A 20,208-nucleotide genomic window follows, 5' to 3' on the forward strand; every position below is an offset into this window, starting at 1 on the left:
TGGAGGCCTTGAACACACTTGCCACGGAGTCCTTCATGAACACGGATCTCTCGACATCGCAACAGCAACCGGCAACCGAACGCCTGCCGCTGAGCCTGGGCTGGCTCGCGCTGGGCGCCTTCGCCCTCGGCACCGAAAGCTTCATGGTCGTGGGGCTGCTGCCGGTGCTGGCGGCCGACCTGCAGATCAGCGCCGCGCGGGCCGGGCAACTGGTGCTGCTGTTCGCGCTGAGCTACGCCATCGGCTCGCCGGTGATGGCGGCGCTGCTGGCGCGCTTCGGGCGCCGGCAGCTGCTGATTGCCAGCCTCGCGGCCTTCTCGGCGCTGACGCTGGCGGCGTCGATGGCGCACGGCTTTGCGCAGCTGGCGCTGGCGCGGGTCGCGTTGGGGCTGGTGGCCGGCGTGTTCCTGCCGACCGCGAGCGCCGTGGCGGCCGCGATGGTGTCGCCCGCGCTGCGCGGCCGGGCGCTGGCCATCGTGACCGGCGGCGGCACGGTGGCGGTCGCGCTCGGCGTGCCGCTGGGTGCGTGGATCGCGGGCTGGGGCGGCTGGCGCACGGCCTACCTGCTGATCGCGGCGGTGGCGGCGCTCGCCACCTGGGGTCTCGCGCTCGGACTGCCGCGCCAACTGGGGCTGGTGCCGGTCGTCGCAGCCGCCGCCACGAAGGGCACACCGGCCTTTGCAGTGGCCCGCGTGCCAGGCGTGCTGCCGGCGCTGCTGACCACCATGCTGTGGACCACTGGCGGCTTCAGCTTCTATACCTACATCGCGCCATTCCTCTCGGCCACGCTGGGCTTCGGCACCGAGGCCGTGGGCGCGATGTTCTTCGCCATCGGCGTGGCGGCGGCCATCGGCACCGCCGCCGGTGGCTGGGCCACCGACCGCCTCGGCGCCAACCGCACGGCGCAGGGCTTCGCGCTGATGCTGGTGGTGATCCTTGGCGGGCTGTCTTTCTCGGCGCAGATGCTGCCGCGCGGCCTGGCGCTGCCGCTGATCGTGGGGCTGTCGGCGCTGTGGGCCTTCGCGGGCTGGGGCTTCGGGCCGGCGCAGGCGGTGCGGCTGATCCGGCTGGCACCGGAGCGCGCACCGATGACGCTGTCGCTCAATGCCTCGGCGATCTACCTCGGCATTGCGGCGGGCTCGGTGTCCGGCGGCGCGGCGATCGAGCTGGTCGGCGTCAGCGCGGTGGGCTGGGTGGGGGCGGCCTTCCAGTTCGCGGGATTGATGCTGCTGTTACGCGCGGCGCACAAGGCGCGGACGGCCGGTTCGGCGCTGGCAGCGGCTGCTACGGCTTGATCGGCCGCTGAATAACTATACTTTTGATAGCAAACAACTCTCCAGTCACGGCCCTTCGGGGCCTTTTTCATGGGATCGTTGTTTTTAAGACCGGCAATTGTCATGCCCCGCAAGCTATAATGTCGAGTTCGTTTCGATACCACGACGAAGAATTTCGTCAATACCGCCGGCTGACCTGCACTGTCCTTGGATTATTCAGGCCTCTCACTCCCAAGCCGGCTTTCACAGTGTGTTGGAGCGCCAGACCGGGCGCCCATGATTGCCACCACTGCCTTCGTTCCTGTTGAAGCGAATAGCGCGTCCGCCGCGCCATTCCGGCCGGCCCATGCCCGTTTTCAATTATTTTTCAGGCACTTCGCGCTTTGTATCCGCGCGGCGTGCCAAGGCTTCATGGACATCATTCAACACAGTATCGCGGTGGGCAAGTACCTTGTTTCCCCGCTCATTCGACACCAGGACGACGGCAATTACGCCGCTTCCGTCTCGATCCGCTCCGGCCACGGCAGCGGCATGCACGACCGCGTGATGCGCTTCACGCCGCGCTTTGCCAGCCACGCAGCCGCCGTCGGCTACGCCATCGACCAGGGCCTCGGCTGGGTGCGCGAACGCGCTCCCCGCAATGCCCCTCTCGCGCTTCCGTGCGCGGGCTGAAACAATTACGCCCAATTCCATCTCCAACACACATCGAACGATTCAGAGGTAACCACACATGCCCAAGGAAGAACTGATCGAAATGAACGGCGCAGTGACCGAAGTCCTGCCCGACTCGCGCTACCGCGTCACGCTGGACAACGGCCATCAGCTGATCGCCTACAGCGGCGGCAAGATGCGCAAGCACCACATCCGCATCCTGGCGGGTGACAAGGTGTCGCTCGAACTCTCGCCCTACGACCTGACCAAGGGCCGTATCACCTTCCGTCACCTGGAACGTCGCGGCCCGCCGCCGACCAACTCCGGCAACAACAACGCACCCCGCCGCTGATCCGCGACTGACGAAAGGCCTTGCGGCGCCCCGCGACGGGCGCCGGCAAGGCCTTTGTCATTCGTGCGTCTGTCCGGCTGCTGAACGATGACCACACCCAATCCCACAGCCGGCGGCCCGCAAGCCCAGGCCCCTGCCGACAACGGCTTCGCCGCGCTGGCGCTCTCGCCCCAGATGCTGGCCAACCTCACGCAGCTCGGCTACACGCAGATGACGCCGATCCAGGCGGCCAGCCTGCCGCCGGCGCTGCTCGGCAAGGACCTGATCGCCCAGGCCAAGACCGGCAGCGGCAAGACCGCCGCCTTCGCCCTGGCGCTGCTCTCCAACCTGAACCCCCGCCGCTTCGCGGTGCAGTCGATGGTGCTGTGCCCGACGCGCGAGCTGGCCGACCAGGTCACGACCGAAATCCGCCGCCTCGCGCGCGCAGAGGAAAACATCAAGGTCGTCACGCTCTGCGGCGGCGTCGCACTGCGCGGGCAGATCGCCAGCCTGGAGCACGGCGCCCACATCGTGGTCGGCACGCCCGGCCGCCTGATGGACCACCTGGAGCGCGGCAACCTCGACCTCTCGGCGCTCAACACGCTGGTGCTCGACGAAGCCGACCGCATGCTGGACATGGGCTTCTTCGACGACATCGTGAAGGTGGCGCGCCAGTGCCCGAAGGAACGCCAGACGCTGCTGTTCTCGGCCACGTATCCCGAAGGCATCGCCAAGCTCGCGCAGCAGTTCATGAAGAACCCCGAGCAGATCACGGTGCAGGCCCAGCATGAAGGCAGCAAGATCCGCCAGCGCTGGTACCAGGTGAAGGACAGCGAGCGGCTGCACACCGTGAGCCTGCTGCTCGATCATTTCCGCCCCGTGAGCACGCTGGCCTTCTGCAACACCAAGCAGCAGTGCCGCGACCTCGTCGAGGTGCTGCAGGCCCAGGGCTTCAGTGCGCTGGCGCTGTTCGGCGAACTGGAGCAGCGCGAGCGCGACCAGGTGCTGGTGCAGTTCTCCAACCGCAGCTGCTCGGTGCTGGTGGCAACCGACGTGGCGGCGCGCGGGCTCGACATTGCGCAGCTCGAAGCGGTAATCAACGTCGACGTGACGCCCGATTCGGAAATCCACATCCACCGCATCGGCCGCACCGGCCGCGTGGGCCAGTCGGGTGACGCCGAGGGCTTGGCGCTGAACCTCGCCAGCATGAACGAGATGGGCAGCGTCGGAAAGATCGAGCAGCTGCAGGGCCGCGAGTCCGAATGGCACGAACTGGCCGAGCTCACGCCGGGCAAGGGCGCGCCGCTGCAGCCGCCGATGGCCACGCTGCAGATCGTCGGCGGGCGCAAGGAAAAGATCCGCGCCGGCGACGTGCTGGGCGCGCTCACGGGCGACTGCGGCTACGCGAAGGACCAGGTCGGCAAGATCAACGTCAACGAGTTCTCGACCTACGTGGCGGTGGACCGCGCCATTGCCGAAGAGGCGGCGCGCAAGCTGTCCAGCGGCCGCGTGAAGGGCAAGTCGGTCAAGGTGCGGCTGCTGACGCTGCAGGACCTGTAGCAGCCGCAGCAGGCTGCGGCGTGACGAGCGCCGACGTAGGCGCCACCGGTGCGTCGAGCACCGGTGCCGGTGCCGCATCGGGCGCCTCCTGCCGCGCCAGCTTCGCGGCCAGCCGGAACGCCACCACCACCGCCAGCAAGCCGAAGATCGACGAGCCCACGGCCTGCCCGATCAGCACGCCGGCCGCGCCGTAGTGCGAGCCCCACCAGGCGAACGGAATCGTGCCCAGCGTGGCGCGCCCCCAGTTGAACGCCGTCGACAACAGCGGATGCCCGAGGTTGTTGAACGACGCATTCGCCACGAACAGCCCGCCCGCAAAGAAGAAGCTCGCGGCCAGCCAGCTGCAGAACAGCGAGATCAGCTCCGCCGCCAGCCCGTCGGCCGAGAACGCGCGAATCAGCACGCCTTGGCCCAGTGCCAGCACCAGCCACGCCACGGCCACCGACGCCACCATGAACAGCAGGCTGTCGCGCAGCCCCTCCTGCACGCGGCGATACTGCCCTGCGCCCAGGTTCTGCGCAAGGATCGGCCCGACCGCGCCGCTGAGCGCGTAGACCAGCCCGAAGGCCACCGGCGTCAGCCGGTCGATGGTGGCCGCGCCCGCCACCGCCGACGGCCCGAACTGCGCGACCGCATGCGTCACGAAGGCCGCGCCCACGGGCGTCGCAAGATTGGTCAGCACAGCCGGCCCGGCCACCATGCCGAGCGCGCGCGCGTCGTCGGCCAACTGCCGCGCATCGAAGCGCCCGAGCATGCGGTGCTTCACCATCACGCCATGCAGCCCGATGGCCGCCAGCACCATGCGCGAGACCACCGCGCTGATGGCCGCGCCGTCGAGCCCCAGCCCGAAGCCGAAGATCAATATCGGGTCGAGCACCGCCGTCACGAAGGCGGCCGCGAGCGTCACCGTCATCGCGCGGCGTGCGTCGCCGATCGAACGCAGCAGCGCGGAAGTCGCCATGCCGATGCCCAGCAGGGGCAGCGTGTGCACCGTCACCGAGAGGTATCGCTGCGCGAGCCGCGCCGTCTCGCCCTCGGCGCCGAGCGCCTGCAGCGCTGGGTGCAGGAAGAAGGCCGTGCCCGTGCCCACCACTACCGACACCGCCGTCATCAGCACGAGGCTCGAGGTGCCGATGCGCCGCGCGTCTTCGGTGCGTCCCGCCCCCACCGTGCGTGACACCACCGCCGCGATGCCGATGGTCAACCCGATGCACAGCGACGCATGAAAGAACCCCACCACGCCCGCGAAGCCGACCGCCGCGGCCGTCGCTTTCTCCCCGAGCAGCGAGATGTAGAACAGGTTGATCAGGTCGACCGCGAACACCGCGATCAGTCCGATGGCCCCCGTGCCCGCCATCACGCAGACATGCCGCAGCAGCGACCCCGAAACGAAGCGCGCGCGCTCGACACCGCCGGTTGTTTCGGCTATTGGCATGTGAAATTCTCGATGTGGCCTAATTGCGGCTCGAACATTACTTTTACCCGAGCTTTTCATGCCCAAGAAAATTCGTACCGAAGCCGACCGCGTTGCCACCCCGAAGCCGACGCCCCTGCCCGGCTACACGGCGCCTCGCTCCGGTGGCGGCCAGAAGGTCAGCCTGGAACGCGGCACCGCAACGCGCAGCAAGAAGAACCCTGGCAAGCGCGCCAAGAAGGGCGGCTGATCCATCAGCCCCCGCCTGGCTCCCACCTGAGCCACGACAGACGCGCCCCAGGGCGCGTTTTGTCATTGGGGCAGCTATAAATCGCAATGTCCGACGACAACCAGATCCTCATCCCGCCCTCGTTCTTCGCGGTGTACACCGACGCGCGCCAGCGCCTGAGCGAGCCGATCGGCGTGGTGCGCGAGCGCTACGAGATCTGCGAAGACCTCGCCAGCCACCTCGTGGGCCATGCGCAGATCCAGCACCACACCGAGGTGCCGGTCGAAAGCGAGATCCTGCGGCGCATCCACGTGGGGCTGGCCACGCCTGAATCGGGCGTATCGGCGGCCGAGGCGGGCTGGATCGTGCAGCGGCTGGCCGAGCTGCTGGGCTGGCAAGGGCCCGAGCCGGCGCCCGAAGCGGACTGAGCCCCTGCCGGAGCGACCCATGCTGCTCAAGGTCGGAGAACTCGCCCGGCACACGGGCCTCACGGTGCGCACGCTGCACCACTACGACGCTATCGGCCTGCTCGCGCCCTCGGCACGCTCCGAGGCCGGCTACCGGCTCTACAACGCGGCCGACATCGCCCGCCTGCACGCGATCCAGGCACTGCGGCTGCTGGGCCTGCCGCTGGCGGAGATCGGCGCCTTGCTGGGCGCGGAGAGCAGCTCGCTGCCCACCATCATCGCGCGGCAGATCGAATCGCTCGACCAGCAGATCGCACAGGCCACGGCCTTGCGCGAACGGCTCGGCCTGCTGCAGCAGCGCCTGGACGAAGGCGCCCAGCCCGACATGAAGGACTGGCTGGACACGCTCGAGAAGATGACCACCTACGGGCGCTACTTCAGCCCCGCCGAGATCAGGTCGTTCATGGCCAACTGGAAGGACGTGGCCGACCGGTGGCCGCCGCTGGTGGCCGAGGTGGCCACGCTGATGTCGCGCGGCGTGCCGGCCGGCGCCCCCGAGGTGCAGCCGCTGGCCGCCCGCTGGATGACGCTGATGGGCCAGTGGATGGACGGCAGCTTCGACCTCATCACGCGCTGGGGCGAGATGTACCGGCGCGAGCCCGTGGCTCGCAGCGACGACGGGCCTCCCGCCGAACTGGTGGAGTACATCGGCGAAGCCATCGGCATGCGCATGGCCGCGCTGCTGCGCCACCTGAGCACCGACGATCTCGCGCACCTGAGCCGCCCGCCCGAGGACGAATGGCGGCGCCTGGCGGGCGAACTCGCCGTGCTGCGGGCGCGCGCCGTCCCTCCTGAAGACGAGTCGGTGCAGGCCATCGCGCGCGAATGGGCGCGCCTGTTCGCCGCCTTCACCAACCACGACCCCGGCCTGGCGGCACGCCTGATGCGGGCGATGAACGCGGAGCCGGTGCTGCAGGCCGCCGCCGTGACCACGCCCGAAGTGCGCGAGTACCTGATGCGCGCCATGGCCGTGCTGCAGCAGAAAAATCCGCCGCCATCCGCCGGCAGCGCTTGACCCTGACGTTGCGTGAGGCCCGACAGTGGCCGCATGAACAACCCAACCACACCCCAACGGCTCCACGCGCTCGACAACCTCCGCGCCCTGATGATGTGGCTCGGCATCGTGCTGCACGTGGCGATCAACCACCTCACGATCAATTCGCCGCTGCCATGGCGCGACCCGAAGACATCGCCGGTCGCCGACCTGCTGCTGCTCTTCATCCACAGCTTCCGCATGCCGGTGTTCTTCATGCTGGCCGGCTTCTTCGTCGCGCTGCTGGTTGCACGACGCGGTGCCGGCGGCATGCTGCGAAACCGCGCGCTGCGGCTGGCGCTGCCCTTCGCGATTTTCTGGCCGCCGCTGTTCGTGGCGACCACCGTGCTGGCGATGGTCTACATCCACCTGACGGCGCGCGGCGTGCCGGGCATCGACCCCGCGCTGACGCCCGCGCGGCAGCCTGGCGGCTCGCCTTTCAACACCATGCACCTGTGGTTCCTGTACCAGCTGTTCTGGTTCAGCGTGATGGCCTGGGCCGGCGTGCGGCTGCAGCGCTTCGTGCCGATACGGCTGCGCGCGGCGCTGGCCCGAAGCTTCGTGACGCTGGCCGAACGGCGCTGGGGCTTCGCTGTGCTGGCGTTGCCCCTGGCGCTCGTCGGCACTTTCTATCCGTCCGGCATGGTCACGGAAAGCGGCTCGTTCCTGCCGCCGCTGGCCGAATGGGTGCAGAGCGGACTCTTCTTCGTGGTCGGCTGGTACGTGCACGGCCAGCAGGAGCGGCTGCTGGCGCTGTTCGCGTCGCGCTGCAAAGGCCACGCGGTGGCCGGCCTCGCATTCCTGGTGGCAACGGTGGTGTTGCTGGGTGCATTCCGCGACAACCGTCTCCAGTCGCTGCCGCACCCCGAGTTCTGGATCGCCTTCGTCTACGACGCGACCGCATGGCTCTGGAGCCTGGCCCTGATCGGCGGCTTCGTGCGCTACCTGCCGCGCCAGAACGCCGTGCTGGCCTACCTGTCGCAAAGCTCGTACTGGGTGTACCTGGTGCACATGCTCGGCACCATCGGCTTCGGCATCCTGCTGTTCAACGCGCCCCTCGGCGCGGTCGCGAAGATGGGCCTGAACATCGCGGCCACGTCGCTGGTGGCGCTCGCCAGCTACCAGCTGCTGGTGCGCCACACCCGCCTCGGCACGCTGCTGAACGGTCAGCGCGCGGAAAAGCGCTCGACCAGGAAGTCGACGAAGGCGCGGGTCTTGGCCGCCAAGTGACGCGAGGGGTAGACGGCATAGATGGGCGTCCGATCGGCCTCCCAGTCTTCGAGCACAGCCTGCAGCCGGCCTGAAGCCAGCTCGCTCTCGACATAGATGCGCGGGATCAGGCTCAGGCCGAAGCCCGCAAGCAGCGCGTCGCGATGCTGGAGCTGACCTTGTAGCGCCCGTCGATGGGCACCACCACGCTGCGGCCGGCGCGGCTGAAGGTCCACTTGTTCGCGTGGCCCGAGAGCGTGAACTGCACGCACTCGTGGGCCTTCAGATCTTCAGGCTGCGCAGGCCGGCCGGCGGAGGCGAAGTAGCCGGGCGCGCCGCACAGCACGTGGGTCATGGTCATCAGCTTGCGCGCGACGAGACTCGAATCTTCCAGCCGGTCGCTGCCGCGGATGGCGAGGTCGTAGCCCTCGCCGATGATGTCCGAGCGGCTGTCCTGCAGGTTCAGTTCGAGCCGCAGGTTCGGGTAGCGCTTCATGAACTCGGGAATGGCCGGCGACAGCGAGGTGAGCGCAAAAGTCAGCGGCGCGCTCACGCGCAGCACGCCGCCGGGGCTGCTGCCCATGGGCGCGAGCGCGGCATCGGCCTCGGTGAGTTCGTCGAGGATGCGCGACAGACGCTCGAAGTACGCCGCGCCCGCTTCGGTCAGGCTCATCTGCCGCGTGGTGCGGTTGATGAGCCGCACCTTCAAATGCGCCTCCAGCTCCGCGATGTTCTTGCTGATGGCCGCGGCCGAGAGCCCCATCTGCCGCGCGGCGCCGGCGAAGCTGCCCGCGGTGGCGGTGGTGCGAAAGACCTTGAGAGCCGTGAGATGGTCCATGCTGGATTGACGACCGACAGTAAAGAATCAATTCATTATTCGAGCATTCACAACCAAGGGTCAACTCACTAGATTCGAGGCATGACCAGCCGCACCACCGACATCCTCCTCACTGCGACCGCGCCCGCCATCTGGGGCAGCACCTACATCGTCACCACCGAGCTGCTGCCGGCGAACTACCCGCTGACCGTCGCCTTGCTTCGCGCATTGCCCGCGGGCCTGCTGTTGCTGCTGATCGTGCGCAAGCTGCCCGAACGCGCCTGGTGGGGCCGCATCTTCGTGCTCGGGGCGCTGAACTTCTCGATCCTCTGGGCCATGCTGTTCCTCGCGGCGTATCGACTGCCGGGCGGTGTGGCGGCGACGATCACCTCGGTGCAGCCGCTGCTCGTGGTGTTTCTCGCGAGCGTCTTCCTGGGCTCGCCGGTGCGTGCGTTGTCGGTGGCGGCGGCGGTGGTCGGCATCGGCGGGGTCGCGCTGCTGGTGCTCACGCCGAATGCGGCGCTCGACGCCATCGGCATTGCCGCAGCCATCGCCGCGGCCGTGTCGATGGCCTTCGGCACAGTGCTGAGCCGCCGCTGGCAGCCGCCGGTGTCGGCGCTGACCTTCACCGCTTGGCAGCTCACCGCGGGCGGCCTGCTGCTGTTGCCGGTGGCACTGCTGCTGGAGCCGCCGCTGCCCGCGCTCACGGTGCAGAACTGGATCGGCTTCGGCTGGCTCGGCCTCGTGGGCGCCGCGCTGACTTACATCGTGTGGTTCCGTGGCGTGGCCAAGCTTGAGCCATCAGCGATCGCGCCGCTGGCCTTTCTCAGCCCGGTGACGGCCGTGATCCTCGGCTGGGCGCTGCTGGGGCAGAGCCTTTCAGCGTGGCAGGTGGCGGGAATCGGCATCGTGATCGCGAGCATCTGGCTCAGCCAGCATGCGCAGCGCGGCGCGCAGCCGCTGGTGCGGCCTGCCGCGGCCACCCGTTAGGCGGCAAGCGCCGTGGCGCGCTTCAGCAGGCTCAGGTAGCCGGGCTGCACTTCCATGCGCACGATCGCGCCCTGCCGCTGCAGCAGGCGGTGCGCCTTCGGCAGGGCCCAGCAGGGCAGGTTGGTGAACATGTGATGTTCGCAGTGGTAGTTGACCCAGTAGGGCGCCACCAGGATGCGTTCGAGCCAGCCGGCGTGCGTGGTGCGGGCCTGCCGCAGCGGATCGGCCTCGTTCTGCGCGACGAGCGCGTGTTCGGCGATGTTGCGCACGCGGCTCACGAGCGGCAGCCATGTCGCCATCGGCAGCAGCCACATCAGCAGCCATGCCCACCAGTAGCCGGCCACGGCAAAGGCCAGGAAGCCTAGGCCGTTGGCGACGAGAAAGCGGCGGTCTTTCGCAAGCTCCCGGCCCAGCACCTTCAAGGCCGACTCGCCCGCCGCACGCTTGCGAATGCCCTCGGCGATGTGCCCGAAGCGCTGCTTGTAGAAAGTCTGCCCGCTCAGGTCGCGCACCACCTTGCGCCACATCGAGGCCCGCGTGATCGGGAAGGGCGCCGACAGCACGAGGTCGGGGTCTTCGGTCTGCTGCACGAAGCGGTGGTGCTGCAGGTGGTACGGCCGGTAGTCGCGCAGTGTCGACGAGCACAGCCAGTAGCCCACCCAGTCGTTGACCTTGCGGTTGCGGTGCAGCCCCGCATGCGCCGCGTCGTGCATGAGGATGAAGAGCCCCAGCTGCCGCGCGCCGACGACGGGCACCACCAGCGGAATGGTCCACGGCCACACGATGCCCGCCAGCATGGCGGCGCCGATCACGCCCCAGCAGTGCAGCACCAGCCACAGGCCCTTCCACGACGAGCGCGCGGTGAGAGACTGCCACTCGTCGGTGGTGAAGAAGTCTTCGGGTTGGGCACGGGGAGCTGCGGCCATGAGGCCAGTATGGCGCCGCGAGCCGCTGTGGAACACACGGAATTCCCCGGGTGCCGGGCGAGGCCCTTCGGCCTACTCGCCGCTACTTGTCGATGATCTTGCGGGCGAAGACTTCGAGATAGTCCATCAACCGGTTGGCGCCCGCGATGGCCGCGGCCTCATCGCCCGTCGCGATGCCCTGCGCCAGTTCGAGGTGCGCATTCGCGCCCTCGACGATCTCGCCTTCATGCTGGTACGCGTACCAGAAGCGCCTGCACTGCACGATCAGCGGCACCACCGCCTTCACCGCTGAATCGTTGTGGCTCGCCTGGTGGTTGACGAGGTCCAGCGCGCGGTCGGCCTGCATGTAGTCGTTCAGGTCGCCGCGGCCCGCGGCCTCGACCATCATCTCGGCGCAATGAACGATTTCCTTGCGCTGCTGCGCGGTGGCCCGGCGCGCGGAGCAGGCGGCAATCAGCAGTTCGAGCACGCGGCGGGTCTGGATCACGTCGAGATGGTCGGCCAGGTCGATGGCCGACACCAGCAGTCCGCGGCGCGGCTGCTGCACGATGAGGCCGATGGACACCATGCGCATCAGCGCCTCGCGCACCGGCGTGCGGCCCAGCCCCGTGCGCTCGGCGAGTTCGGCCTCGACGATCTGGCTGCCGGGTTTCAGCAGCATGGTCGACAGCAGCGTCTCGATGGCGTCGTAGGCCATGTCGGCGGCGCGGCGCTTGGGCGGTGCGCGCAAGCTTGTCTTCTTTGGAGCAGTCTTCTTCGGGGCGGCCATGGTTTTCTTTTTCCGCGGATGCGGCGGCGTCATTGTCGGGCGTCGCCGTCGTTCGCGAGACCCACGAGACCCGCCAGTGTCGCTATGCGGACCGGCGACAGCGGCGGGCGCGGCACGGGCGGAGTCCATCCGAAGAGGAATTGCGCGGCATCGCCGCAGACGCGGCCCTGGCAGGCGCCCATGCCGCAGCGGCGGTGCAGCTTGGCGTCTGTCCAGCCGCTGCAGGCTGCCAGCGCGGAGAAGGGCACGTCTTCGCAACGGCACACGAGCGTGTCGGGTTGCGGCATGGCCTTGATGTCGGCGGCCAGCGCGAAGCTGCGGTGCAGCTGGTCGGCGAAGGCGTTCCAGCGGGCGCGCTCGCCCTCGTGCGTCTTTGCAGCGCGCTCGTTGCCGACGGCGGCATGGCCGGCGATGGTGCCCTGTGCCAGCGCGCGTTCGCTGCCGCCGAAGCCGGTGCACTCGCCCGCTGCATAGATGCCAGCGACGCTGGTGGCCTGCGAGGCATCGACCGCCAGGGCCTGCGCACCTGGGCCCGCGGGCGTGAGGGCACAGCCGAGCAGTTGCCCCAGCTGCGTGTTGGGCGTAAGGCCGAAGCCGCAGGCGATGCGCTCGCAGGCGATCTCGACTTCTCTGCCGCTGCCTTGTCGAAGGCGAACCGACTCGACCTGCGTCGCGCCCTGCGCCAAGACAATGCGCGACGAAGTGCGGTACTGCGGATCGGCGAGCGTCACTGCCTGCGCGGCCTTGCCCGGCCAGCGCGCGAGGCTGGCACAGAAGCGCGCGACCGAGGCGAACGAAGCCTGTTCGGCGATGCGCAGCACTTTCGCACCCGCCGCACGTGCCGTTGCGGCGGCGGCGAGCAGCAAGGGACCGCTGCCCGCGATGACGATGCGCTCGCCCTCGACCGGCATGCCGGCCTTGATGAGCGCCTGAAGGCCGCCCGCGCCGGTCACGCCGGGCAGCGTCCACCCGGGGAAGGGCAGCAGCAGCTCGCGCGCGCCGGTGCAGAGGATGAGCTTGCGCCATTGCATGCGCGTGGCGCGCTCCGCGTCTTCGAGCAGCAGCTCGTTGGGCGAAAGTGCGGAGACAACGCGGGTGCCGCTGCGCACGCGGATGTTGGCGTGGCGCTCGAGCGCATCGCGCCACTTGCGCGCCGCTGGCGGCAGCGTCGCGCCGGGGCCGTCGCGCCAGATCTGTCCTCCGGGCGCGGGGTTGTCGTCGATGACGACGATCGATGCGCCACCCTGCGCGGCAGCCACCGCCGCCGCCATGCCAGCCGGGCCCGCACCGACGACCAGCACATCGCAATATTCCATGTTCATTCCGCCGTCTCCACGCGCATGCCTTCGACGCAGACCGTCTGGCATGCGAGCCTGCGCCGGCCATCGATCAGCACACGGCACTCCTGGCACACGCCCATGCCGCAAAACGGCGCGCGCTGCTGGCCCGTGACCGACGTGCGCGCGACGCCCATGCCACCAGCCACACGCAACGCGGCGGCGACCGAGCTGCCCGCCTTCACGCGGACCAGGTGGCCGTCGATGTTCAACAGGGTGTGGGCGCTCATGCGATCTCCCGCAGTCCACGCGGCGCGTATGGCGCCGCATCGAAATCAGGAGTCGCGCCGGTCATCAGCGCAGCAAGCAGATGCGCGCTGCCCGGCGCCGTGGTCACGCCCAGGCCTTCGTGCCCAACGGCAAGCCAGAGCTTCTCGCGCCACGGGTGCTTGCCCAGCAGCGGCAACCCATCGGGCGACGCCGCGCGCATACCGGTCCACGAACGTACGGCGTTGATATTCGCGAGCCCCGGCAGGTAGTCCAGCGTGCGCTGGAGCATGCGCGCCAGCATCGGCGCCTCGACCGTCGGATCGGTCGTGTCGAACTGGCGCGACGAACCGACCAGCAGTTGCCCCGTGGGACGCGGCTGCACGTTGAAGGCGACTGAGTCGCCGTCGCTGTGGTGTGCGCTGGTCACGTAGCCGAGCTCGACCAGTTGGTGATGCACCGTGCCCGGATAGCGGTCGGTGATCAGCAGGTGTCCCTTCTTCGGGCGTATCGGGAGTTCGGGGCACAGCGTCGTCGCCTGGATGCCGTTGGCGAGCACGATCTGCGGCGCGGTGCGGCGGCTGCCGTCCGCGAGACGCAGCGCGCCGTCGTCTTCGATGGCATCGACCTTCGCGTGCTCCACACGGACCAAATCAGCGGCCTGCGCAAGCAGCCAGCGCGCCGCATTCGGCGCATAGAGGATGCCGTCGCCCGGCACTTCGAGCGCGCCCGACAGGCCCTTGCGCAAGGCGGGCTCGGCGCTCGCCAGTTCGCGTGCATCGAGCAGCCGGCTGTCGATGCCGTGCGCGCGCAGCCGCTGCTGCTTGCGCTCGGCCTCGGCCATCTCTTCGTCGTTGGCGGCAATCCACAGCGTGCCGCAGGCGCTGTACGCGCAGTCTTCGCTCATGCGCGGTGCAAGCTCGCGCCATTGCGCGACCGAATGGCGGCTCAGTTCGAGTTCGGCCGCGTTGTCGTCCATCACCACGAGGTGACCCATGCCCGCGCCGGTGGCGCCGCCGATGCGCGCATCGAGCACCAGCACACGGCGCCCCGCCTGTGCAAGCGCTTGCGCGCAAGCCGCGCCGACGATGCCGGCGCCGATGACGATGACATCCGCGTCCATGCCGCGCGGCGTCAGAGCCGGATGCCCCAGCCGAACGGGTCTTCGTCGTCTATCAGCAGCGTGGCTTCCGCGCTGATGTGCGCGCGGCCACGCAGCGTTGGAATGACCTTGTCGCCGTCCATCGCGTAGCTGGCCTCGAAGACGCTGCCGATCACGCTGGCCTGCTTCCACACCTCGCCGGGCGCAAGCTTGCCGTCGGCCGCGAGGCAGGCGATCTTGGCGCTGGTGCCGGTGCCGCAGGGTGAGCGGTCGTAGGCGTTGCCGGGGCACAGCACGAAGTTGCGGCTGTCGGCGCCTTCATCGTCCGCGGCGAAGAGTTCGATGTGGTCGATCTCCGCGCCGTCCGCGCCCGTGATGCCCTGGGCCGAGAGCGCCTTGCGCAACGCCGCGGTGTAGTCGGTCAGCGCCGTGAGGTTGTCGCTCGCCACGCGCTGGCTGTGTTCGCTCACCAGGAAGAACCAGTTGCCGCCCCAGGCCACATCCCCGCGCACGGTGCCATGGCCCGGCAGCTCGACCGCCACCTGGTGCAGATGCCGGTACGCGGGCACGTTGCGCACGCTCACCGAGCCGTCTTCGTGCAGCGTGGTCGTGACGGTGCCCACAGGCGTTTCGATGCGGTGCTCGCCCACGCCGATGCGCCCCATGTGCGCGAGGCTCGCAACCAGCCCGATGGTGCCGTGGCCACACATGCCGAGGTAGCCGGCGTTGTTGAAGAAGACCACGCCGGCAGCCGCATCCGGCGACACCGGCTCGCACAGCAGCGCGCCCACCACCACGTCGCTGCCGCGCGGCTCCAGCACGGCGGCCGCGCGCCATTTGTCGTGCTGGTCGGCCAGCAGCGCACGGCGCTCGGCCATGCTGCCGCCGCCCAGATCAGGGAAGCCGCCGATCACAAGGCGCGTGGGCTCGCCGCCCGTGTGCGAGTCGATGACCTGGATGCGTTGCATGTGGCGTCGTCCGTTCGTTCGTTCAGTAGCTGGCGATGGGTACCGGGGCCGCGTTCTTGAACGTGAACACGGTGATGGGCGCCTGCTTCATGTTGCCCTTGTCGTCGTAGGCATAGGTTGCGGCCACGCCCTTGTACGTTGCCTTGTAGAGCTCCGCGCCCACCTTGTCTGGGTCGATGGAGTTGGCCTTCTTCATCGACTCGCCGATGAACAGCACCTGGTCGTAGTACGAAGCAGCGTAGGCATCAGGGTCGGCGTTGAAGCGCTTCTTGAATTTTTCCTTGAACGCCGGGCCGCTCTGCGCCTTCTCGAGGATGGAGCCGCCCTGCGCGCAGAACACCAGGTCGTTGACCGCATCGCCGCCGAGCTTGCCGGTGGCGGGGCTGCACACGGTGTCGCCGCCCAGCAGCTTGCCGGGCACGGCCAGCTGCTTCATCTGGCGCGCCATGGGCGCGGCCTGCGGTGCATAGCCGCCGAAGAAGATGGCCTCTGGCGCCTTGGCCTTCATGTTGGTCAGGATGGCGGTGAAGTCCACGGCCTTGTCGGTAGTGAACTCCTGGCCGACCACGGTCAGGCCCTGCTTCTTCGCTTCCTTGGTGAACTCTTCGGCGAGGCCCTGGCCGAAGGCGGTGCGGTCGTCGATTACGCCGACCTTCGTCACCTTCAGCACCTTGGCCGCATACACGGCCATGCTGGAGCCGATCTGGTTGTCGCTCGCGATGATGCGGTAGAGGTTCTTGTAGCCGCCCTGCGTGACCTTCGGATTCGTGCCCACGGTCGAGACCATGGTGCCGCCTTCGCTGTAGATGCGCGAAGCCGGGATGGCCACGCCCGAGCAGTACGGGCCCATGACGTACTTGACGCCGTCGTCCACGAACTTCTGCGCGACGCTCACGCCGGTCTTGGCGTCGCACTGGTCGTCTTCCGACACCATCTCGAACTTCAGCGTCTTGCCGCCGACGACAAGCTTCTTCGCGTTGAGCTCCTCGACGGCGAGGCGCACGCCGTTTTCATTGTCCTTGCCCGCGAAGGCATTGGGGCCCGACAGCGGACCGCTGTGACCGATCTTGACCACCTGCTCCTGCGCGTACGCCTGGCCTGCAAGGGCGAGGGCCACGAGGCTTAGAAACGGAACCATGCCTGCTTTTGTCTTCATGCTTCTTCCTAGGTTGGGGACGATGAAAAGGACGTTCGTTGTGTGCGATTACATGACCGACTGGTACTGAGTGGGCCGCGTCGCGAGCGCCTTCTTGACGATGGCTTCGATGAAGCCGCGCTCCTCGCCGATGAGCGGCAGGCGCGGACGGCGCATGTGCTCGCTGCCCACGCCCACCAGCACGTCGATGAGCTTGAGGTTCTGCACCAGCTTGGTCGACACGTCGAGATGCAGCATCGGCGTCATCCACTGGTAGAGCTTGAGCGCTTCGGAAAACTTGCCGGCCTTCATCAGGTCGTACAGCGCCACGGTCTCGCGCGGGAAGGCACAGCCCACGCCGGCCAGCAGGCCGTCGCAGCCGAGCGCCAGGCCCTCATAGGCGAGGTCGTCCACGCCCAGGAACAGCTGGTAGCGGTCGCCCACGGTGTTGCGCAGGTCGGTGATGCGGCGGATGTCGTCGGTGCTTTCCTTGATGGCCGCGATCCATTCGCAGTCGGCCAGCTCGACCATGTGCTCGGGCTTCAGGTCGACGCGGTAGGCCACCGGGTTGTTGTAGACCATGATGGGCTTCTGCGCTGCATTGGCGATGGTGCGCACGTTGAGCATCGCCTCGCGCGCGTCGGCCACGTAGATCACCGAGGGCATCACCATGAAGCCGGCCACGCCGAGCTTGTTGGCGCCGTCCACGTAGCGCAGCGCTTCGCGCGTGCTGGTTTCGGACACATTGGCCAGCACCGGGATGCGGCCGTCGGCGGCTTCGAGCGCGATCTTCGCGACCTGCAGCTTTTCTTCCAGCGTCAGCGTGCTGGCTTCGCCGAGCGAGCCGCAGGTGACGAGGCCGTGGATGCCGTTGCGGATCTGGAAGTCGATGTGACGGGCCGTGCCCTCGGCATCGATGCTCTCGTCGGCGTGGAACTTGGTGGTGACGGCGGGGAAGATGCCTTGCCAGCGGGGATTGCTCACTTGATCGCTCCTTGTGGATGTGCGGTGGTGTGGAAGCGTCGCACTTTAAATATATTAAGGATATATGGTCAAGATATCTTTCGGGCATGCGCTCTTCCGCGCCCGGTTTTTCTGTGATATCCGGGAGCGGGTAGGTCGCGCTACTTGCGGCCGTCCGCGGGGCGCAGCAGGCCCCGCTTGAGCGTCACCGGCTTGCCGATGGGCGGCGCGGTCTTCGTCTCGACCGTGCGCAGCGTGCCGTTGTCCATGCGCACGCCCACCTCGTAGACCGTGACCGTGCGCACGTGCTTCTCGATCTCGTTGCCCGCGAAGCCGCCGCCCACCGCGCCGAGCACCGTGGTCGCGACGCGCCCATTGCCATGGCCGAACTGGTTGCCGACGAGGCCACCCACCACGCCGCCGGCCACGGCCCCCACGCCCGAGGTGTTCTGGATGCGCTTCTGAACCGGGCGAACCGATTCGACATGGCCGCAGACCGCGCAAGGTGGCGGGGCGGGAGGCGCGGCAGCGACCTGTGGTGCATTCATCACGCCTGGCGCAGGTCCGGGCTCGATAGCCGGGGCTGGCATGGGAGCGGGCATCGGCGCAGCCGCCCTCGCTTGTGGCGCCGGGCCTGCCGCCGTGGGCGGCACTGCGGGCGCTGGCGGCATGGCTTCAGGCTTGAAATCGTCCGGTGCGGCGGGTGATGCTGCGGCAACGACTGGCGGCGGAACACTCGCACTCGCGACCGGCTCCTGCCGGTGAAGCAACACGCCGCCAAGCGCCACCACGGCCACGCTCAATGCGCCGATCACGGCCCACAGCGCCTTGGGCGACTTGCCCGCCGGCTGGCCCGGAGGCGGGTTGAATGGCGACGTCGGATCCATGAAAAGCCCCTTTTACGGTCCGAAGCGGAATGCCCCGAAACCCATCAGGAAGCATGAACGCGGGCGGCGCGTTGTCAATTGACCGGCGTCCTACACAGCGATGTCGGCCACACCTGAGAGGAACCGCTCGGCCTCGCTTCGCATGCCCCGCGAGATGGACTCCCAGGTCCATGCAGGGAAATCCGACGGCAACAGGGCCTCGACCTCGCTCAGTGCGTCCTCCACCGAGGCCACCATGTCCAGCATGGCGTTCCAGACGTCGATGCCACCGTTCTTCATGGCCAGCCCATGCCAGTGGCGAGCCTGGATGGTGTGAAAGACATAGTGCGCATTCTTGGAACGGATGGTCATGGCCAGACCCGCCTTGCGCGGCTGGAACTGATTGGGCCCGTTGCCGAAGTACGGCCACATCGAAATGATGTCGTAGAGCGGCGTCATCTCGTAGGCGTCGCCGCGCAGGAGGTGAATCGAAAAGTTCTTGGCATGGCCGTCGGTGGCGGCGAGCAGAAAGAAGGCCAATTGCGCGAGCAGGAACCGGGCGCCGTCATCCACGCTCCCGCTGCCTTGCAGAAGCTGCAGGCACTTGCTCATGCCGGGGCCGCCGTGCTGCTCGTACTTCCTGTCGGACGGCAGGCCCATGGTCTGGCAAAAATCTTCCTGCGGCAGGCGCGCGATCCAGGCGCCACCGTCCATCCACTCGCGGTCGAACCGCTCCACGACCAGGACCGTCTGCCCGCCGAAAGTGGCCATGGACGTCGGTGCCACTGGCAGGCCGAGTGCCTCGACGATCTGTGCGCACAGCCATTCGTTCTGCACCGAGTCCGAGGCGTCCACGCGCTTGGAGCCGCCGATCAATCCCAGCGGCAGCTTGATGATGTGCGTGGTGGGCGTGGCGCCATGCGGCCGGCACCATTCGCCGTTCCAGAAAGTCAGGGCGGTCTTCTCCTGCGCACCGGCAAGGGAAATGCGAAACAGGTCTTCGTCGCGCATGCCTTCCGGGGTGTCTTCGGACGGAACGGCTTGCAGCAGCGCGGCGATCTGCTCTTCGTCCAGGGGCTCGCAGTTCACGGCATTCCAGCGTTCCGGCGCGGCGCCTTCGGGCAGCAATTGCACGGCCCCGACGCAGTCGCGGCCGATGGCTTCGAGCAGGTCGAAAGTCTTGGCGTCCTTGAGCTTGAAGCGATTGCGCAGACGCGCGCGGACCCTGTCGTTGTCGGGCAGCAGATTGTCGAAGTAGTTGCGGACCACCTCGCCGCGGACTTCGAGCGTGCCGGTGAGCGGAATCGACAACGACAGCGAGCGCCGCCGGGGCGATTCGAGCCATCGGGGGTCGTACCGGAAGGTGTGGACGCCGTGGTCGACGGACCAGGTGCCAACGGGCTCCCCGTTCATCCACGCGCCGAGCGCTTGCGTCACCATGACTCCTTCTTCGGCCGGACGACGAAGCTCCGGCGAGACGTCGGCTTGATGTCCTTGCCGGGATTCAGCGCCTGAAGCGCACGAAGCGATGCGCCTGGAGCGCTCGATTGCCCGGAAGGCAGGCGGACCAGCACCGATTGATCGCTCATCCTCTTGGCGATCCATCCCTCCGGAAGGTTCACGGCATCGTCCGGCAGCGAGTCGCGCTCCCCGGGATGCTGCTGCGCGGCGTCCGCGATGGGACTTGGGGACGTCCCGTCCTGCAGGGAAAAGGATGCCCCCAACGCCGCCATCAACTTCATCAGTTGCTCGAAGCTGACCGCCCCGGGATTCGCTTCGATCTCCGCGATCCGGGCCTGGCTGACACCGACCAGCGCACCTGCCTGCGCCTGCGTCAGGCCGCGCTTCTTCCGCAGTGCCTTGAGGTGCGGCCGCAGCTGGTCGACGAAACGAAGGGGATAGTCCATCGCCGACCAGAGTATCGGCTGTAGCTTATTTTGTCAAAATATCAGCTTTGGGA

Annotated in this window: 21 protein-coding genes and 1 pseudogene; 9 read left to right on the plus strand and 13 right to left on the minus strand. The window is 68.1% G+C overall.

Going from position 1 to position 20,208, the window contains the following annotated elements; all coding sequences use genetic code 11:
* Window positions 1–35: 35 nt before the first annotated feature.
* The 4 genes from BLW48_RS10450 to dbpA all read left to right on the plus strand — a co-directional run bounded on the left by BLW48_RS10450 (window position 36) and on the right by dbpA (window position 3,816).
* Entirely contained in the window at window positions 36–1,295 is a 1,260-nt protein-coding gene (locus BLW48_RS10450; RefSeq protein ID WP_093174486.1) for an MFS transporter, read from the plus strand.
* A 390-nt stretch (window positions 1,296–1,685) separates the two neighbouring features.
* Window positions 1,686–1,946, plus strand: a complete 261-nt coding sequence (locus BLW48_RS10455) for a hypothetical protein (RefSeq protein ID WP_093055166.1) — start codon at window positions 1,686–1,688, stop codon at window positions 1,944–1,946.
* A gap of 58 nt (window positions 1,947–2,004) precedes the next feature.
* Complete coding sequence (gene infA, locus BLW48_RS10460) at window positions 2,005–2,277, plus strand: translation initiation factor IF-1 (protein WP_015867950.1); 273 nt, start codon at window positions 2,005–2,007, stop codon at window positions 2,275–2,277.
* Window positions 2,278–2,364: 87 nt separating this feature from the next.
* Window positions 2,365–3,816, plus strand: coding sequence for an ATP-dependent RNA helicase DbpA (gene dbpA, locus BLW48_RS10465; RefSeq protein ID WP_093076324.1), 1,452 nt, complete (start codon window positions 2,365–2,367; stop codon window positions 3,814–3,816).
* On the opposite strand, the gene BLW48_RS10470 is transcribed toward dbpA, so the two are convergent.
* Window positions 3,782–5,251: an MATE family efflux transporter gene (locus BLW48_RS10470; protein WP_093174488.1), complete on the minus strand. Its 1,470-nt coding sequence runs from the start codon at window positions 5,249–5,251 to the stop codon at window positions 3,782–3,784. The genes dbpA and BLW48_RS10470 overlap by 35 nt on opposite strands.
* A 58-nt stretch (window positions 5,252–5,309) precedes the next feature.
* On the opposite strand from BLW48_RS10470, the gene BLW48_RS35380 reads away from it, so the two are divergent.
* From BLW48_RS35380 to BLW48_RS10485, 4 genes are all read left to right on the plus strand, one after another.
* A complete protein-coding gene (locus BLW48_RS35380; protein ID WP_176928792.1) occupies window positions 5,310–5,480 on the plus strand; it encodes a hypothetical protein in 171 nt (56 codons plus the stop codon).
* Window positions 5,481–5,566: 86 nt separating this feature from the next.
* Complete coding sequence (locus BLW48_RS10475; RefSeq protein ID WP_093174490.1) at window positions 5,567–5,887, plus strand: hypothetical protein; 321 nt, start codon at window positions 5,567–5,569, stop codon at window positions 5,885–5,887.
* Window positions 5,888–5,906: 19 nt separating this feature from the next.
* Window positions 5,907–6,941 (plus strand): MerR family transcriptional regulator, encoded by a 1,035-nt coding sequence (locus tag BLW48_RS10480; RefSeq protein WP_093174492.1) that lies wholly within the window; start codon window positions 5,907–5,909, stop codon window positions 6,939–6,941.
* A 33-nt stretch (window positions 6,942–6,974) separates the two neighbouring features.
* On the plus strand, window positions 6,975–8,189 hold the full coding sequence (locus BLW48_RS10485) for an acyltransferase family protein (protein WP_093174495.1): 1,215 nt from the start codon (window positions 6,975–6,977) through the stop codon (window positions 8,187–8,189).
* Here the strand turns inward: BLW48_RS10485 and BLW48_RS10490 are convergent.
* Window positions 8,126–9,006, minus strand: a pseudogene (locus BLW48_RS10490) (LysR substrate-binding domain-containing protein). The gene BLW48_RS10485 and the pseudogene BLW48_RS10490 sit on opposite strands and share 64 nt — an antisense overlap.
* Before the next feature lie 81 nt (window positions 9,007–9,087).
* Here BLW48_RS10490 and BLW48_RS10495 point away from each other — a divergent pair.
* A complete protein-coding gene (locus tag BLW48_RS10495) occupies window positions 9,088–9,975 on the plus strand; it encodes an EamA family transporter (RefSeq protein WP_093174497.1) in 888 nt (295 codons plus the stop codon).
* Here BLW48_RS10495 and BLW48_RS10500 read toward each other — a convergent pair.
* The 11 genes from BLW48_RS10500 to BLW48_RS10550 form a co-directional block, all read right to left on the minus strand.
* Window positions 9,972–10,901: a fatty acid desaturase family protein gene (locus BLW48_RS10500; protein ID WP_093174499.1), complete on the minus strand. Its 930-nt coding sequence runs from the start codon at window positions 10,899–10,901 to the stop codon at window positions 9,972–9,974. The two genes, BLW48_RS10495 and BLW48_RS10500, sit on opposite strands and share 4 nt — an antisense overlap.
* Before the next feature lie 82 nt (window positions 10,902–10,983).
* Complete coding sequence (locus BLW48_RS10505; RefSeq protein ID WP_093174501.1) at window positions 10,984–11,670, minus strand: GntR family transcriptional regulator; 687 nt, start codon at window positions 11,668–11,670, stop codon at window positions 10,984–10,986.
* A 29-nt stretch (window positions 11,671–11,699) separates the two neighbouring features.
* Complete coding sequence (locus BLW48_RS10510; protein ID WP_093174503.1) at window positions 11,700–12,992, minus strand: NAD(P)/FAD-dependent oxidoreductase; 1,293 nt, start codon at window positions 12,990–12,992, stop codon at window positions 11,700–11,702.
* Window positions 12,989–13,237, minus strand: coding sequence for a (2Fe-2S)-binding protein (locus BLW48_RS10515; protein ID WP_093174505.1), 249 nt, complete (start codon window positions 13,235–13,237; stop codon window positions 12,989–12,991). The genes BLW48_RS10510 and BLW48_RS10515 overlap by 4 nt, the downstream gene beginning before the upstream one ends.
* The gene (locus BLW48_RS10520; protein ID WP_093174507.1) at window positions 13,234–14,337 is read right to left on the minus strand and encodes an NAD(P)/FAD-dependent oxidoreductase; all 1,104 of its coding nucleotides are present in this window, start codon (window positions 14,335–14,337) and stop codon (window positions 13,234–13,236) included. Before BLW48_RS10520 ends, BLW48_RS10515 begins: the two co-directional genes overlap by 4 nt.
* Before the next feature lie 11 nt (window positions 14,338–14,348).
* Entirely contained in the window at window positions 14,349–15,284 is a 936-nt protein-coding gene (locus BLW48_RS10525) for a 4-hydroxyproline epimerase (protein WP_093174509.1), read from the minus strand.
* Between the two features lie 22 nt (window positions 15,285–15,306).
* The gene (locus tag BLW48_RS10530; protein WP_093055138.1) at window positions 15,307–16,440 is read right to left on the minus strand and encodes a branched-chain amino acid ABC transporter substrate-binding protein; all 1,134 of its coding nucleotides are present in this window, start codon (window positions 16,438–16,440) and stop codon (window positions 15,307–15,309) included.
* A gap of 48 nt (window positions 16,441–16,488) precedes the next feature.
* Window positions 16,489–17,403 carry a dihydrodipicolinate synthase family protein gene (locus BLW48_RS10535; RefSeq protein WP_093174511.1) on the minus strand — a complete coding sequence of 305 codons (915 nt, stop codon included), beginning with the start codon at window positions 17,401–17,403 and terminating at the stop codon, window positions 16,489–16,491.
* A gap of 140 nt (window positions 17,404–17,543) precedes the next feature.
* On the minus strand, window positions 17,544–18,269 hold the full coding sequence (locus BLW48_RS10540; protein ID WP_093174513.1) for a glycine zipper 2TM domain-containing protein: 726 nt from the start codon (window positions 18,267–18,269) through the stop codon (window positions 17,544–17,546).
* 90 nt (window positions 18,270–18,359) lie between these two features.
* On the minus strand, window positions 18,360–19,688 hold the full coding sequence (locus BLW48_RS10545) for a type II toxin-antitoxin system HipA family toxin (RefSeq protein WP_177142311.1): 1,329 nt from the start codon (window positions 19,686–19,688) through the stop codon (window positions 18,360–18,362).
* On the minus strand, window positions 19,682–20,155 hold the full coding sequence (locus tag BLW48_RS10550; protein WP_093174515.1) for a helix-turn-helix domain-containing protein: 474 nt from the start codon (window positions 20,153–20,155) through the stop codon (window positions 19,682–19,684). The genes BLW48_RS10545 and BLW48_RS10550 overlap by 7 nt, the downstream gene beginning before the upstream one ends.
* Between the last annotated feature and the right edge of the window lie 53 nt (window positions 20,156–20,208).

The sequence above is a fragment of the Variovorax sp. YR266 genome, assembly GCF_900107295.1.
GTDB lineage: Bacteria > Pseudomonadota > Gammaproteobacteria > Burkholderiales > Burkholderiaceae_C > Variovorax.